14 protein-coding genes are annotated in these 17192 nt (G+C 36.4%); 5 read left to right on the forward strand and 9 right to left on the reverse strand.

Annotation, left to right across the window (positions count from 1 at the left end; all coding sequences use genetic code 11):
- Positions 1-6: 6 nt before the first annotated feature.
- From D569_RS0104045 to D569_RS22480, 5 genes are all read right to left on the reverse strand, one after another.
- A complete protein-coding gene (locus tag D569_RS0104045) occupies positions 7-975 on the reverse strand; it encodes an ABC transporter permease (RefSeq protein ID WP_018931121.1) in 969 nt (322 codons plus the stop codon).
- Positions 976-1170: 195 nt separating this feature from the next.
- The gene (locus tag D569_RS0104050) at positions 1171-2880 is read right to left on the reverse strand and encodes an ABC transporter substrate-binding protein (RefSeq protein ID WP_018931122.1); all 1710 of its coding nucleotides are present in this window, start codon (positions 2878-2880) and stop codon (positions 1171-1173) included.
- 184 nt (positions 2881-3064) lie between these two features.
- Entirely contained in the window at positions 3065-4816 is a 1752-nt protein-coding gene (locus tag D569_RS0104055) for a sensor histidine kinase (protein WP_018931123.1), read from the reverse strand.
- 10 nt (positions 4817-4826) lie between these two features.
- Positions 4827-6365, reverse strand: a complete 1539-nt coding sequence (locus D569_RS0104060) for a response regulator transcription factor (protein ID WP_018931124.1) — start codon at positions 6363-6365, stop codon at positions 4827-4829.
- Complete coding sequence (locus D569_RS22480) at positions 6358-7023, reverse strand: YesL family protein (RefSeq protein WP_018931125.1); 666 nt, start codon at positions 7021-7023, stop codon at positions 6358-6360. Before D569_RS22480 ends, D569_RS0104060 begins: the two co-directional genes overlap by 8 nt.
- A 205-nt stretch (positions 7024-7228) precedes the next feature.
- Here D569_RS22480 and D569_RS0104070 point away from each other — a divergent pair, with 205 nt between their 5' ends.
- Complete coding sequence (locus tag D569_RS0104070) at positions 7229-8368, forward strand: family 8 glycosyl hydrolase (protein WP_018931126.1); 1140 nt, start codon at positions 7229-7231, stop codon at positions 8366-8368.
- Between the two features lie 97 nt (positions 8369-8465).
- Here the strand turns inward: D569_RS0104070 and xylB are convergent, their stop codons facing one another.
- Together xylB and xylA are read right to left on the reverse strand one after the other, a co-directional pair.
- On the reverse strand, positions 8466-9965 hold the full coding sequence (xylB, locus tag D569_RS0104075) for a xylulokinase (RefSeq protein ID WP_018931127.1): 1500 nt from the start codon (positions 9963-9965) through the stop codon (positions 8466-8468).
- Positions 9966-10073: 108 nt separating this feature from the next.
- Complete coding sequence (gene xylA, locus D569_RS0104080; RefSeq protein ID WP_018931128.1) at positions 10074-11399, reverse strand: xylose isomerase; 1326 nt, start codon at positions 11397-11399, stop codon at positions 10074-10076.
- Between the two features lie 161 nt (positions 11400-11560).
- On the opposite strand from xylA, the gene D569_RS0104085 reads away from it, so the two are divergent.
- The 4 genes from D569_RS0104085 (at position 11561) to D569_RS0104100 (ending at position 14810) form a co-directional block, all read left to right on the forward strand.
- Complete coding sequence (locus tag D569_RS0104085) at positions 11561-12736, forward strand: ROK family transcriptional regulator (RefSeq protein WP_018931129.1); 1176 nt, start codon at positions 11561-11563, stop codon at positions 12734-12736.
- Between the two features lie 177 nt (positions 12737-12913).
- Positions 12914-13786: a superoxide dismutase gene (locus D569_RS0104090; protein WP_018931130.1), complete on the forward strand. Its 873-nt coding sequence runs from the start codon at positions 12914-12916 to the stop codon at positions 13784-13786.
- Positions 13787-13860: 74 nt separating this feature from the next.
- Positions 13861-14271, forward strand: a complete 411-nt coding sequence (locus D569_RS0104095; protein ID WP_026287211.1) for a nuclease-related domain-containing protein — start codon at positions 13861-13863, stop codon at positions 14269-14271.
- Positions 14220-14810: an eL43 family ribosomal protein gene (locus D569_RS0104100; protein ID WP_026287212.1), complete on the forward strand. Its 591-nt coding sequence runs from the start codon at positions 14220-14222 to the stop codon at positions 14808-14810. The genes D569_RS0104095 and D569_RS0104100 overlap by 52 nt, the downstream gene beginning before the upstream one ends.
- A 232-nt stretch (positions 14811-15042) precedes the next feature.
- Here D569_RS0104100 and D569_RS0104105 read toward each other — a convergent pair whose 3' ends face one another.
- Both D569_RS0104105 and D569_RS0104110 read right to left on the reverse strand, forming a co-directional pair.
- Positions 15043-16551: a GH39 family glycosyl hydrolase gene (locus D569_RS0104105; protein WP_018931131.1), complete on the reverse strand. Its 1509-nt coding sequence runs from the start codon at positions 16549-16551 to the stop codon at positions 15043-15045.
- Positions 16548-17192 (reverse strand): bifunctional 4-hydroxy-2-oxoglutarate aldolase/2-dehydro-3-deoxy-phosphogluconate aldolase, encoded by a 645-nt coding sequence (locus D569_RS0104110; RefSeq protein WP_018931132.1) that lies wholly within the window; start codon positions 17190-17192, stop codon positions 16548-16550. Before D569_RS0104110 ends, D569_RS0104105 begins: the two co-directional genes overlap by 4 nt.

Raw genomic sequence — 17192 nt, forward strand, 5'->3', positions numbered from 1 at the left:
TACCTCCTAGTAAAGTCCACCTTGACCCATTTTCTTTGATAATGAATTGGCTGCAATTAGGAATATAAAGCTGATCACTGTTTTGAACATACCTGCTGCGGTCGCCAATGAGAAGTTAAACATCGATATACCATATTTAATTACAAATACATCGATATTTTCTGAGTATTCGACGTTTTGACCATTTCCTAATAAATATTGAGGTTCAAAACCAGCTTCTAAAATATAACCAATATTCATAATTAAAAGGACAATAATAACTGACTTCATACCAGGAATTGTAATATGTAAAATTCGCTGAATCCGGGAAGCTCCATCAATTTTCGCTGCTTCATATTGCTCCTGATCGATCATGGAAATAGCAGCCAAATAGATAATCGCGTTCCATCCGACATTTTTCCACGTTTCCGCAGCACCTAAAATCCCCCAGAAGTATTCACCTACACCTAACCATAGAATTTCTTTGTCAATAAGTCCTAATCCCATTAGCACCTCGTTAACGATACCTTCAATAGATAGCACAGAAGAAACTAACGCTGCAGCCACTACCCAGGATAAAAAGTGTGGCAGATAACTAATCGTTTGAACTACTCGTTTAAATTTCATATTAGATAATTCATTAATTAGTACCGCTAGTGTGATTGCTGTAATAAACCCTAATACAAGATTGATTAAACTTTGTGCTAATGTATTTCGTAGTACACCAAGAAAACGATCATCCGTGAATAAAAACAGGAAATGTTTAAACCCTACCCATTCCTGATCGGTAAAACTTAATGCTGGTTTATAATCTTGAAAGGCCATGGTCCAGCCCCATACCGGTAAATATTTAAAGATAAACACCCAAATAACAAAAGGTACAGTCATCCAAAGAAGTGCTTGTTGTTGTTTGCATTTCTTTAGAAATCCTTTCAGACCTTTATCATCATCTGCTTGTGACATTGTTTTTGTTTTAATACTGGATTCTGATTGCATAGATTATCCCCCTTATCACTCACTGTATAAATATTTCTATGCTTTCGGACCATCAGGCAAACGGTAAATGTTCGCCTAATGAACAATATCATCAAGAGAATTGTTATTCTTAACTGAATGGTCCGAAAACAAAAAGGTTAGCAATATCATTTTATAACTATAGAAGGCTGAATAATCAGCCTTCTTTTTAAATATTTATTGTTCTACAAGCTCTACTTTTCTCTTAACTGAGTCTGTGATAACTTCTTCGTATTCTTCATACGGAAGACCTTCAAATTCATCTAAATAACTACTCCACTGAGCATCAAAGTCACTTGAGTCAGCAAAAACAATTTCAGGGAACTTCCGTTTCATTAAATCATCTAATTGCTGTTCATATAACTGAGCTTGAGAACCTGTTTCAATTGGAGTATCCCAAGCTGGGAACCATGGTCTTGGATCAGGCTCAGAGAACAACTCCGTAAAGGTTTCAATATCATATGCCTCAAGAAACTCTTTATCACCATCGTCATACATCATACTTGCTACTTCTGGTTGTTTAGGAGGTTCTACGGCATTGCCATCTTCATACAAACCATTCATACGAGGCCAGCCCCATTCAAAGTAGCTGAACCCGAATTCATCACGGAACTCAGTACTTCTTGTTTGTTCGATTTGTTCTTCTGTACGATAATAACGACCATCATCACCTACTTCATACGTCTCTCCTTCAATACCCCATGTAACCAACTTTTGTACCTCTTCTTTTGCAATGTGATCTAAATATTTGATGATACGAATTTGATCTTCTTCAGACGTACCTGTTGTAATTCCCATACCTGGAGAAGCAGTAAATCCTATAGGATCTAAATATTGGTCTTTCACACCTTCTTCAAATACTACAGGGAATGCCATATAATCATTATATGGATCATCATCTTCTTGAAGCGTGTTCATTGCGTCTCCAACTTGCCAACGATAATCAAAGAAACCTACTACACGTCCAGTTGTTAGCTTTGCTAAATATTCATCATAATTTTGGGTAAATGCTTCCTGATCAAATAAACCTTTTGAGTTTATTTCGTTCAATTTCTTTAACCAACGTTCTGTTTCTGGTTTATTGTTGTATACCGTTGCCTCGTGTGTATCCATATCAACAAAAATACCACCATCATTTGGATACCCTGCTAAGTGCATTGGCTGATTCGATAAAGCAAAGAATCGCCAATCATGTGTTAGTGCTGTAAAACCAATTGTATCTGCTCCATCAATTTGTGGATTTGCCTCTGTGTATTCTTCAATAATATCGAAATATTCATCTAACGTTTCTGGTTTGGGATAATCTAATTCTTTTAAAACATCACGTTTAATCCACCAAGCACCTTGCTCTACGTTTGCTGGTTTTGCAAAATCATGCGCTGCCCCGGATGAAATAACATAAATATTTCCGTCATCACGTTTCATTAATTCTAAATACGGACCATACATTTCCATAATATTTGGAGCGTGCTCTTCAAGAAGGTCATTCAACGGAATAAATCCTCCAGCATCAATAACAGCATCAGTTGATTGTTCAGCATTTAATAGTTCCGGATATTCACCACTTGCAATCATCGTTCCAATTTTTTGATTTACGTCACCAACAATGTGCTCAATATCGAAGTTAACTCCTGTTTCTTCTTCAAACATTTTCCCTAAAGTAGTCTCTGAAGTATTGATATCCTCTCCAGGACCAGATGCGTCAAAGAAATCGTAAGTGTAAATCTCGCCATCACTTTCTTCGTTTTCTTCATTACCCGACTCCTCAGTTGCATCAGAATCACTATCTGAAGAACCTGTTTCCTCGCTATCGTCACTACAAGCTGCTATTAATAAACATACTGCAACTAGTAAACTTAATAGCCATACATTCTTTTTCCAATCCATAAAACTAATTCCCCTTTCTTTTTTAAAAAAGTATTTCGTTGCCAAGATGTTATTTTTGTAAGCACTTTCATTGTAACTTGTAGTTATTCCGATTGTTACCCATCAAAGTTTAGATGAAACTTTGAAAAATAAAGCCAGATTAGATAAAACCCCAAAAAGGAAATGTAGTCTTATTTCAATAAGACTACATTTCTAATTTCTTGTTTAACGGTATTTTAATATACACGATTGTTCCTATATTTTTTCGGCTGTCAATTTTCAATTCAAAATGATGCTGATAATACATTTTTAACCGTTGATAAACATTAGCTATTCCAATACTTTCGCCAGTAATCTCTTCGTCATCAAATGAACCAAAAATTTCCTCATATTTTCTTTCATCGATTCCAATACCATTGTCTTTGATCATACAACATAAATGTGTGTCATCTTGTTTAATTTCTATCGTGACTTTTCCTTTAGCTTTCAAGGGTTCAATTCCATGAATACTTGCGTTTTCGACGAAAGGTATAATCGTCATATTTGGTATTAAAATATGTTCTACTGATTCAGCTACATGAATACTATATTGTATTTTATCGTCAAACCGATATTTCTGAATTTCCAGAAATGCTTGGATTAATTGCACTTCTTCTTTAACCGTTACAAAGTCTTTATCCCATGTAATCGAGTTTCTTAACAGTTGTGCCATATTACGAATGATTTCAGCCGTCTCATCCTCTTTTTTCAATAAACTTCTCATTCTGATCGTTTCCAGTACGTTAAATAAAAAATGGGGGTTAATTTGACTTTGTAATGCTTTTAATTGTGTTTCTTTGTTTTGTATTTGCAAATCTTTTTTCTGAATCCGTGCAATGTAAACATCATTAATCAAGTCTTTAATCTTCTTGGACATTCGATTAAATTCGGTAGTTAATACTCCAATCTCATCTTTATAAGGTTTCCCAGGTATTAGTTCGAAATTTTGATTTTTGACTTTTCTCATTTTCTTCACGATCGTGTTTAGGCGAAAATGAATATTACCAGCAATATAAACGATAAATAAGGTCGGGATCACAAAATTCCATAACGCTAAATATAAAATAGACGGAATCGACTTTCTTACTTCTGCTAACAATTGATCTTCAGGCATGACCCCTACAACTTTCCAATCATCTATATATTGTACCGGATAGGATTCATCTAATACGGTAGCATGGTTAGGAATCGAAACAGTATCAAAAGCAATATACTCAGACTCCCACGGAACAGATTCATTCGTGGTATATTCGATGTTATTTTCCTCATTTAACAAATAGATATCTCCCTCAAATGTTTCATTTGCGAACAGCTGATGAATAAAACGATCATTTAAATTAATCATAATAACCTTTTCGTGTGATGAAGTATCACTTGAGTCTAAAGCTCTTACGACGACAAATTGGCTTAGATCACCATTTTCTGCAGTACTCCTTGTTACAACTGGGTATTTTTTTCTCGTTTCAAGTGTTGATTGATACCAATGTGACTCCTTTACTGAATCATCAATCGCAAATACTCCACCTGCTGTAATGACTGTCGGATTGTCTGTATATAAATAAATGGAACGAATCGAAGAATATACTGGTGTATATTTATTAATGTCTCGAAAATTATTATTATATGCTAAGATAAAATCTACCGGTGACTCATACGTAGTATCTAATAGTTGATAGACAAACGCATCGGCATAAAGAACGGATGCTATTCCGACAGCATCCTCAACTCCTTGTTTAAAGCTATTTGCCACTTGCCGTAACGCAAGTTCATTATCATGTATTTTTTGGGTACGGACATTTTCAGATGTTACATTATAGAAGATAACATTCGTGAGTACAATCGGTAAAAATACGGAAAACATATAGATTAATAATAATTTATTGCGAATGCGAATATCATTTAAGTGAATTTTTTTCATAGGAACCCTTCTAGCTGATTCGATCCATTAATTTTTTTCGATATTGTGACGGAGTGGTTCCAACAATCTTTTCAAATTGGGTAACAAAATAATCCGGATTATTAAATCCGACATTTTCTGCCACTTCATACACTTTTAAATCGGTAGTTCGTAGGAGTTTCTTAGCTTCATCCATTCTTACCGTTAAGATGTAATCCTTAAAATAAACACCATAAGTTTTTTTAAACAATTGCCCCATGTATACCGGATTCATAAAAAATTTGTTCGCAATCGATTTTAGTGTTATCGGTTGATCGTAATGCGAATGGATGTATTTCTTGATTTGATAAATCGTTCCTTTCACATTGTTTTGATTTAATTTAGCGAGGATGTTGGCCGCATCTTTGATAAAATCTCCCCATAAAACTTGTAATTGCTGAAGACTTAGAGAATATTGATCCCACTCTAACATTTCTTTTAAATTGGCGATTTCCTGTTCATTTCCATCTGATTCTTTTATCGATTTAAGAATTTTATGATTGAGACGATTGACCATGGTTCGCCAAGCATCTTTAGCAAACTTCATTTCTTTGCAAGCTTGTAGCATCTTATTTAATTGTTTGTCGATCTTTTCATGATTATTTTCTTCTACACATTCCATCATTTTGTCATAGTAGGCCTGATCCAAATCGATGAAAAACACATCTTTTTCAGTAATCATAGCAGCAGTAATAATCGGCTTATCAACTAAATATTTGAATTGCACACACTTTTTGGCTGTCTTATACGAAGTAGTTAAGTCCTCGACTTTCTGGACTGTTTCACCACAGTAAATATGCATATCTAAATCTGCATATCGATGCCACTCATCGAGAAATTGATCTAGCGTTTGATTATTCGCAGACAAAAATTTGTTATTGATTACTAAGCCAAAACAATTGATATTATCTTCAAAACAGATAAAATGATTTTGTGCTTCCATCGAAAGCAATACATTTTCTAATTGTTCAAAGCTTTGCTGATAATCGATATTCAATCCGTTTAACTCGACTTTTATAAATGTATACGCTGTCTCTTTTAAGAAAGGATGCTGCCATTCATTTGACAGATTACATTCTTTGTCACATAAAAGGAACGTCTTCAATTCTGTTACCGTTTCCATTTTATCTTCCATTTGTTTGGCTTCATATTCAACTTCGATCGCATTAGCTATTTTCTCCAATGTTTGATGAATTTCATCTTGATCAACAGGTTTCAAAATAAAATCTTTTACTCCATAACGAAGTGCGCGCTGTGCATATTTAAAATCGTTATACCCACTAATAACAATAAAATAAGGAGATTGAAATATCGTTTCTTTCGCAAGTTTAATTAAATCTAAACCATCTAAGACAGGCATTCTGATATCGGTTAACACAAGGTCTGGCTGAAGTTCCTTTATTTCCGCCAATGCATCTTCTCCATTTCCTGCTTCCCCGCAGACTGTAAAGCCATATGATTCCCAATCTATCAATGTTTTGATTCCTTTACGAACAAAGACATCATCATCGACCAAATAGACTTTATGCATGCTTCTTCTCCCCTTTCACATATTCTTTCTCTAATAAGCTTTGCTGCCTGTTTTCAAAGCTTTCAAAGGCAAATATCGCTGCTCGAGTGACAATATAAAAAGTGAAGCTGACACCAACTACAGGGAGTAGACCAGGAATAAACCTCCATACATATTGCAGTAAAAATAAAGCAACAAACATTGCTATCGTAACCAATGGGCTGAATAATCCTAATACAATCGCATGCTTAAATGTTTGCCGTATCGATAAGTCGAAATGTGCAACGGTTGGAAATATGTACAATATCGTAATCGTGTAAATAATCCCAATGACGATAAATAAGACCAGAAATAATGATTGAAAGGTTGAAGTATGTTGTATAATCCACTGAAAATCAACAAATAAAACATAGCCAATGATCGTCAATAGATAACCGATTACGTTTGATTGGATAAATGTGTGCTTATAAGCTTTGAAAAACGTTTTGTTAAAAGCAATACCATCCTTTTGTACACACCACTCCCTAATGGTAGTCACTAAGGCCGCAGTAGCTGGAAATATACCAAGAACAATCAAACCAACAAGTGACATCATTACCCACAACAAATTTAAATACATGATCCACATCAACCATTCCAAAAAACGATAAAATCCGTTAGAGTTCACTGTTTTTGCCATGATGATTCCTCCTCTCTTGAAAACGCTTTAAAAATCAAAGAAAAAAATATACTTTGTTCATTCGATAGACATACTTATTATAGTACAATATGAATCAAAAGAAAAGTGGGTTTTTGATTTATCGTGATTATTTTGCCCACGAAATCTCCACTAATCTATTTTATTGTATAAGTATCCCATGCAGAACAACAGAAGGAGGAGTTTGATGAGTTACACAGCTACATTTACAAACAGAAACTATCGGAACGTATGGAAAGAATATGGGTATGACGAGGAGCTAATCAATCGTAAAGTAGAGAATACATGGAAACTCTTATTTGATTCCTCACACCCGGAAACACAAATCTATTTTCCTGTCGGTGATGACCTAGGTTATATGCTTGATACCGGAAATGACGACGTTCGAACAGAAGGTATGTCCTATGGAATGATGATGGCAGTTCAAATGGATGATCAAGATATTTTCGATCGGCTATGGAAGTGGTCCATGACTTATATGTATATGGAAGAAGGAGAAAATGCCGGCTACTTTGCCTGGTCATGTGCTCCAGATGGTTCAAAGAATGCTTATGGCCCTGCCCCAGACGGTGAAGAATATTTTGCATTAGCACTGTTTTTCGCTTCCCATCAATGGGGTGACGGTACTGGAATCTATCAATATAGTAAGCATGCAAAGGATTTATTACATCGTTGTATTCATAAAGGAGAAAATAATGATGGCTATCCAATGTGGAATCCAGAGAACAAACTGATAAAGTTTGTTCCTAGCGTAGAATTTTCTGATCCCTCTTATCACTTGCCGCATTTTTATGAATTGTTTGCCCTATGGAGTTATGAGGAAGATCGTGATTTTTGGAAGGAAGCTGCCATCGCTAGTAGGCAATATATTGCTAAGTCAGCACATCCGATAACCGGTTTAGCTCCAGAATATGCTTTTTATGATGGTTCACCTAATCATATTAGAGGGTTTGGCCATTTCTTCAGCGATTCTTACCGTGTTGCCTGTAATATTGGACTAGATTATGAATGGTTTCAAGATAATGCTTGTCCAGTCGTCGTCGCGGAAAAGATTCAGGCATTCTTTGCTGATAAAGATCCTGAGGATTACAGAAGGTATAAAATTGACGGAGAACCTTTTGATGAAAAAGCACTTCATCCAGTTGGTCTAATCGCTGCCAATGCTATGGCATCATTAGCGACAAGCGGTGACCATGCTAAAAAAGCTGTTGATCTATTTTGGGATACACCCGTCAGAACAGGAAAAAGAAGATACTATGATAACTGTCTTTACTTTTTCAGCCTTTTAGCATTAAGTGGGAGATTTAAAATGTGGTTTCCATCATAAATAAGGATATGGATTGATAGGGTAATAGTAAGTATCAGCAGTGTTATACTGTGATTATACTAAAAAGCCAAGGAAATTAACCCTTGGCTTTTTAGTATTATTTTCTAAAGTCCATCAAATCTTGATTTAATTGCTGTGTTTGTTGATACACATCTTGATACAACTTAAATAACTGTTTATATTTTTCCACGTTGTCTGGATTTGGCTGATAGGTCTCAGCATCTTCTAAAATAGTATCTGCACATTCTTTTAATGAAGCATACCAGCCTGATCCATAGGCAGCAAGCATCGCGGCACCCATTCCAGGGCCTTGCTCACTTTTTAATTTGACAATATTGGCATCGAAGATATCAGCTTGCATCTGTAGCCAATCTGGATTCTTCGCTCCACCACCAATCGAATAGATCGTATCAATTTGTTTGCCATTCTCTCTAAAGATCGCAATCGATTCGTTAAGGGAAAATGTAATTCCTTCTAATACAGCACGTGCAAAATCCTTCAATGTATGGGAACTGTCCATACCAATAAAGCTACCGCGAATTTGTGAATCAGCATGTGGTGTTCGTTCCCCTACAAGATAAGGCGTGAAAAGTAAACCATTTGCACCAGCAGGTACTTCACCAACATCGTCTAACAGCTCTTCAAAGCTTTGCTCTACTGCAAATGTTGTTTTAAACCAATTTAAGCTATGCCCAGCTGCTAACGTAACACCCATGGCATAGTATGCATCCTGTTCACCATGGTTGAAATAGTGTACTTTTCCTTTATAGTCTTTATCACCTGTTGGTTCATAGGAAAGTACCACACCAGATGTTCCAATACTAGCAAAAGTTTTTCCTTCAGATAAAATACCTGAGCCGATCGCACCGCAGGCATTATCCGCTCCACCAGCAAATACATCTGTATCTGCAGATAATCCAGTTTCAGTTGCAATCTCTAACGTTATTTTTCCGACATTGTGATGTGAATCAACTAGTGGTGGACAGATCGAAACGTCTAAGTCAAGTAACTCACAGATTTCTTTGCTCCACTCTTTTTTCGCTACATCTAATAAACTGGTACCTGCTGCGTCAGAGTAATCCATATGCACTTGTTCTGTTAAGCGGTAACGCACATAATCCTTAGGTAAAACGAATGTTTTTGCTTTCGCAAAGATTTCCGGCTCATGTTCTTTCACCCATAAAATTTTCGGTAAGGTAAAACCTTCTAATGCTAAGTTTTTCGTAATATCAATAAATTTTTCTTTGCCTACTTTTTGGTAAATTTCCGCGCATTGTGAAGTTGTACGTGTATCATTCCAAAGAATTGCATTTCGCAACACTTGGTTATTTTCATCCAGTAAGACTAATCCGTGCATTTGGCCGGAAAAGCTTAAACCTTCAATGTCAGAAACATCTCCATCAAATTGTTGAACAAGCTCTGTAAGCCCAGCTACTGTTTGTTCTACCCAATCTTCCGGCTTTTGCTCGGAATAACCAGTTTTCTCTTGAATCAGTGGATAATCCTTGGAAACTTCCTGAACTACTTCACCAGCTTTATTAACTAATAGCAGCTTAACTGCACTTGTGCCGAGATCGACACCGATTACATAACTCACAGCGACACCTCTCCTTTTGGTTATAATTCGCAACCAATACAACTCCTATATCGAAGTGAAGACTTAGCTATGCACAAGCTCAGCTAAGTCTTCTTCTTACTGCTTATCTTATTGATCAGCGTATGCGTTTAATAAGTATTGATTGATCCTTGCTTTGATTAATTCTAAGCGACCTGATTTATTTTTGATTTCTTTTAGGTTTAGTGCATGTTCTTCTAGTGATTTGAAGTCTGCTTTACCTTCTACGATATCTTTACCGATACCTTCTTTAAAGCTTGCATAACGGTCATCAATGATTTTTTCAAATACTTGGTCTTCAACTAATTTGTTTGCTACTTTGTAACCAACTGCAAAGTGATCCATACCTGCAATATGTGCAAGGAATAGGTCGTCTTGTTCAAATGAACCACGACGTACTTTGGCATCGAAGTTTAGACCACCAGATCCAAGTCCACCGTTTTTGATGATTTCATACATTGCTAATGTTGTAGAATAGATATCTGCAGGGAACTCATCTGTATCCCAACCTAATAATGGGTCACCTTGGTTAGCATCCACAGATCCTAGTAAGCCGTTAACACGTGCATAACGAAGCTCGTGTTCGAATGTATGACCAGCAAGTGTCGCGTGGTTTGCTTCAATATTTAATTTGAAATGATCCTCTAGTCCATACTTTAATAAGAATGCATGTGCCGATTGAGAATCAAAGTCATATTGGTGTGTTGTTGGCTCTTTTGGTTTTGGCTCAATTAAGAACTGCGCATCAAAGCCGATTTCTTTCGCATAATCTACTGCCATGTGGAAGAAACGTCCAAGATTATCTTGCTCTAATCCTAAATCAGTGTTAAGGAGTGTTTCGTAACCTTCACGTCCACCCCAGAATACGTAGTTTTCTCCACCAAGCTCTTTACCAATTTCTAATTGTTTCTTTACTTTCGCTGCTGCATATGCGAATACATCTGCATTGCTAGAAGATGCTGCACCATGAACAAAGCGTGGATTTGTAAAGTTGTTTGCTGTGTTCCAAAGCAGTTTTACATCGCTATCTTTCTTATAATCCTTGATCATTTCAACAATTGTATCAAGGTTTTGATTTGATTCACGTAGTGTAGCCCCTTCTGGAGCAATATCAACGTCGTGGAAACAGAAATATTTCACACCTAGTTTTTCAAAGAATTCAAATGCTGCTTCTACTCTAGCTTTAGCACGATCCATACCATCATACTTATCCCAGTTACGAATTGCTGTACCTGTACCAAATGGATCTGATAAATCTTCCGTAAATGTGTGCCAGTACGCTACACCAAAACGAAGAAATTCTTCCATTGTCTTACCATTGATCTTCTCTTCCGGATTATAAAATTTAAATGCTAACGGGTTAGTTGACTTCGGGCCTTCATATTTAATTTTGTCAACGTTTTCAAACCATGTCATTTATACATACCTCCAAGTTATATCCATTATGGATTTGATTTCGTGATTATTATAGCAACTACACTTAAGTTTGTCTAGCGAATAAACAAAGATTATAGAATAATTTTTTAAATTATGTTAAAATGAAGATAATTTATTAAGTTAAGGGATGAGTGAGCAGATTGAGTCAAACGTGGAATCAGCATGTCGTAAAGAAAGAGAACAAAGCACTAGTTCTAAAAACTATTCAAGAAAGGGCACCTATCTCTCGAGCAACAATCGCAAATGTAACCGGTTTAAACAAAGGAACTGTTTCATCACTCGTAAGTGAACTTATAGATGAGAAATTGATCCATGAATCTGGTACAGGTAAATCCAGCGGTGGCAGACGACCAGTGATGTTACTTTTAAATGAAACTGCTGGATTTACTATTTCAGTTGATCTCGGTGTTAAAAGTATTTTAGGTGTGTTAACCGATCTTCGTGGTAATATCTTGTCAGAGAAAAAAATCCGCTTCAGCCAGGAAGATTTCGATGAAGTATTGGCATTGTTATATCAATTAATTGATGGGTTAAAGAACGATGCCCCGGAATCTGAATATGGAATTGTCGGTATCGGTATCGGTGTACCAGGTGTTGTCACAACGGAAGGCGAAATTTTATTGGCACCAAACCTCGGTTGGAAAAAAGTACCACTACAAAAAATTCTATTTGACCACTACAATGTCCCTGTTACGGTTGAAAATGAAGCAAATGCAGGAGCATATGGTGAAAAAGTATACGGAGTCGGACAAATGTCGAGTGAGCTAATCTATACAAGTATTAGTATCGGTATTGGTGTTGGCTTGATTTTAGAAGGAAAGTTATATAAAGGATTAAGAGGGTTCTCTGGTGAACTTGGACACATGACAATTGAGAAGGATGGTGCAGATTGTCGGTGTGGAAACCAAGGTTGTTGGGAGCTTTATGCTTCTGAGCAAGCATTACTTGACCAAGCAGAAGAAGCTGGATTTAAAGATACTACAGTTGATCACTTGATCGAAGCTGCTGATCAAGGTGACGCAAAAGCAATACAGTTATTAGAAAATGTCGGCGACTATTTAGGTGTTGGAATTACTAATATTATTCATATTTTTAATCCTGAACAAGTAGTTGTCGGTAATACATTACGCCAAGCAGAAAAGTATATTATGCCTGCCATTGAAAAAAGAATTGAAAAAAATGCAATTGGTTTTAACAAGAATGATGTTCAGTTAAACGTAGCTAAACTGAAGAACCATTCTACCGTAATGGGAATGGCTGCCTTTAATATTGAGAAGTTTTTTACGGAAACTGGGAATGAACCTATCATGCATTAATTTTTAATCTTTGTACTGCAGCTGGAGCATTTGACTATTCCATTGGGTTCTCCCCTATTCCAGCTGCTGTTAGCTCTTTATCTCTCCTTTCTTACTCCGTTACTATTTTTCAATAAGATGTACCCTAATATATTCACCCCGTTTAGGCTTTTTTCATATGCTACATGGGGTGATGACATGAATAAAGAATACAAAGAATATCTTGAAAACTTGTTGAATTGGGGCGAAAAGCTGAAACAAACTATTCAACAGAGTGAGCTTTTAGACGATGAAAAAATGCATGCCTTAAAACAAGTGGAAAAATGGCAAGGAAATATTTACGAATTATTAGACCAAGAAGAAGCCGAGGCAAATACTGAAAGAATGTTAGATTTAAGGGCAGAGGGTGAACATTTGATCCAAGAAATACAAGGTTCTTCTAATCGAGAGAGTGTGCCTTATGGTAAGCATAAATTGCCTCCTTTACCTTATGCTTATAATGCATTGGAACCTTATATTAGTGAACAAATTATGCGTCTACATCACACAAAACACCACCAGTCTTATGTTGACGGATTAAATAAAGCTGAAGAAGCCTTATACTCCGGTAAAAAAGGCAAAGATCCGATCAAGCATTGGTTAAGAGAACAAGCATTTAATGGTTCCGGTCATTATTTGCACACCATCTTCTGGTATAACATGACACCAAACAGTAAAAAGAAACCATCTGGTGAGATACTCAAACAAATCGAAAAAGATTTTGGCTCATGGAATAGCTTTAAAAAGTTGTTTACGGATGTTGCAGAATCAGTAGAAGGTAATGGTTGGGCAGTATTGCTGTGGTCACCTAGAAGCGGTAAACTAGCGATCCAATCATTTGAAAAACATCAATTATTTCAATTACCGGACACTATTCCGTTATTAGTGCTAGATGTTTGGGAACATGCCTATTACTTGCAACACCAAAACGATAAAGCATCCTATATAAAAAATTGGTGGAATGTTGTGAATTGGGATAATGTGAATGAGAGATTAAAAGAAGCTAAAAAAGTCAAATGGAAATTATTTTAAAATGAAATGAAGCGATATTTTTATCGCTTCATTCCGACTTTTTTGTTATACTCACTAGGAGAGGAGATGATTCATTGATATTAAAACCCCCACAAAAAACGAAATCATTGTTACAGTTAGAAATACTACAAGATCGTTACCTCGAAGTACCTCCTGATATTGTAGATGCATTCGGTCGAGAACTAGCAGGTTACCTCGGAGAAAAAAGCTTACCTTATTATATCAACCTCACATCATTACATTCCCATTATGATTTATATAACTTGCGTCTTGAGCATAATAGACACCATTTTCAAATGGATGGATTATTCCTTTTTTCGAACTTTCTTTTGATAATAGAAGTTAAGCATCTAATAGGAAAGATAATGCTAAATGATGCCAATCAACTGATTCAATCGAAAGATACTGAAGAAAAGTTTATGATAACCCCATCATGCAAGCTGCTTTACAAAAAGAACAACTACATTCATTACTGTCAAAATTAGGCTACCACTCCATTCCTATTCACACTTTAGTCGTTTTCACACATAAAAAAGTAAACCTATCGATTGATCATCCAGATATAATCACTTCTCAACTACTACCATTTCGGCTGAAAAAACTTTCGAAGGATTTTCCTAACCATATACTAACAATGGATCAATTGCTCACCCTTGGAAAAGAATTGCTTGCTTTGAATAGTGAAAAAAATTTGAAACTATTACAGGATACACACATAGATTTACGCAATATTCGCCGTGGTGTATTTTGTCCAAAGTGTAAACCTATTGTCATGAAACGCACACACGGTGGATGGGTCTGTCCCAAGTGTAACTATAAAAATCGAGACTGCCACATCTATGCTTTAATTGATTTCATTTATCTCTTTGGAGAATTCATTACAAACAGACAGCTTAGATGGTTCCTTTTAATAGATTCAGAATATACTGCAACTAGAATATTAAAAGATTTAGGTTTAAAAGCAGAAGGTAACACGAAAAACAGAAGGTATAATTTGTTACCTTTGTTGAAATTTCAAAGATAGAACATTTCTTGTTAGAATTGCAAGTTGCACAGCCTTTATGCGATATCTGCTTTTGTTTATTGCGAAATCGCCTTTGTTTATTGCGAAATGATGCTCCTTTATTGCGAAATCCACTTTGTTTATTGCGAAACGATGCTCCTTTATTGCGAAATCGCCTTTGTTTATTGCGAAACACTTCTGGAACTATTAATTGGAAATCCGGTGTGATCTCCTTGATGCACACCGGATTACTTTATGAATATGAATCAATCAAGCTATCATCCAGCCCTGGGTACGAAGGTGTTTCATTCTTCAATAATTCTACTTCAATTAATTTTACTTCATTTTTTGTTAATTGAAGGTCTAGTTGTAATCCTACATCGTTAGCATGCTTTTGAAAGGATTCAAATAGTGGTACTGCACTTTGTTTTAATGTTTCCACTTGTGCTTTTGATGGAAAACGCGGTCGCCCCATCTCTTGCCATACTCGCCATGGATTGGCATGTTTTTCACTGATTGATTTAGAATAGACAAAATACTTCCCGTTAGCTAAAGGCAATTGAATGTTTATTACACGATTATGATCATCACCTTTCTCCATCACTAAATTCCAGACAACAACCGAAATACTCCCATCTTTCTTTTCCGTGACAAGGATGTGATCATCTCGATATAATACCTTACTGCCTAATCGATTAAAAAAGGCAAACAGATGATAGGTTGGCTTTCGTACATGACCTAAGCCCATCAAGCCAAAACCTCCATGAAATTGCGCTTTCGGTACATCTAGTTCCTCGAAAATATCACTGAATGTCCAATACGAGAAGGAATCAACATGATCGCCACCTTCACTTAAAATCTTTGCTAAATAGGCAGCATTTAACGTTGTATCATGAACCGGATTTATCGGACTGTAGGATGTATTGTATTCCGTGATATGAAAAGGTAGATCAGGAAAATCGGAGTCTTTAATCAGCTGTCTAACATTTTTAAACTCTGCTAACATCTTATCTGGTTCAGCAAGTTCTTGATAGTAATAATCTGCTGTTACTTTATGTGGTGAACGTGATGTGTAGGCATGGCGTGAAACAAAATCAACAGGCACGTTTTCGTTTTTACAAAAGGTCAAAAAGTCTGTAATCCATTCATCTGATCCACCACAAATTGCCGGTCCTCCTACTTGGATCTGCTGATCAACTGATTTAATCGCATTCGCGGTCACTTGATATAATTTAAAATATTCTTCTTTGTCAGCATCTTTCCAAAAATTCACAAGATTCGGTTCATTCCAGATTTCGAACGGCCATGTTAACACTTCTTCTCTACCATAACGGTCGATAAAGTGTTGTGTTACTGCTTTGATTAAGTCTTCCCATTTTTGATAATCATTTGGTGGTGTGACATTGCCTTCCCAGGCAAAAATCGTTTGATGATCAGAAGCTAATAATTTTGGCATAAATCCAATTTCAATGAATGGCTTTAGGCCAAGCTCTAGAAATGAATCGAAAATACGATCAATATAGGTAAAGTTATAAAAAGGCCGCTTCTCCCCATCAATTTCGATCTCTCGGTAAATCCCGATATCATCATGTAGCAGACCATGACCTCTTATATAGGAAAAGCCGATTTCTTCTTGTACTGTTTTTAAGTGCTCCAAATATTCCTGTTGTAAAGCTAACCCTAAGCGACCAGTACCGATACATTTCTTCCAATTATCCGAAAAAATAGCTTCACTTTCTCTTTTCACCTGAATTGTGGTCATCTTCCGTTCCTTCCTTTCTCCACCGCTTCGATAAATGCTTTTGCTTTATTGGTTAAATCAGCTAAATAGTTGTCTGTAATCTGATCGGCCTGTCTAACTAATGTGCTCCCAGCTCCTACGGCAACAGCTCCCGCCTTGATGTAGTCACTAGTATTATTGATATCGACGCCACCAGTAGGCATTAAGGGAATATGTGGAAGCGGACCTTTGATATCTTTAAAAAATCTCGGCCCTACTACACTAGCAGGAAAGACTTTAATCATATCTGCCCCTTTTTCATAGGCTGTTAAAATTTCAGTCGGTGTAAAGGCACCTGCTACAGATACAGCTCCATATCGTTTCGTCATTTCAATTGTTTCTTCTCTTACTGTTGGCGAGAAAATAAAAGATGCACCAGCCATTAAGGCTGCACGTGCTGTTTCTGCATCAAGTACAGTACCTGCTCCAACCATTACCTCGTCACCTAATTCATCTTTTACTTTCTCTATAAGTGTTAACACTTTAGGTGTTTCCACGGTTATTTCAAGCGATGTTACCCCACCATCACGTAATGCTTGTGCAATCGGAATAATTGTTTCAGGTGTGGTTTTGCGCATTACCGCTACTACACCAGTGTCTAACATCCTTTGTAATACAGTCAT

This window comes from Gracilibacillus lacisalsi DSM 19029, from assembly GCF_000377765.1.
Lineage (GTDB): Bacteria > Bacillota > Bacilli > Bacillales > Amphibacillaceae > Gracilibacillus > Gracilibacillus lacisalsi.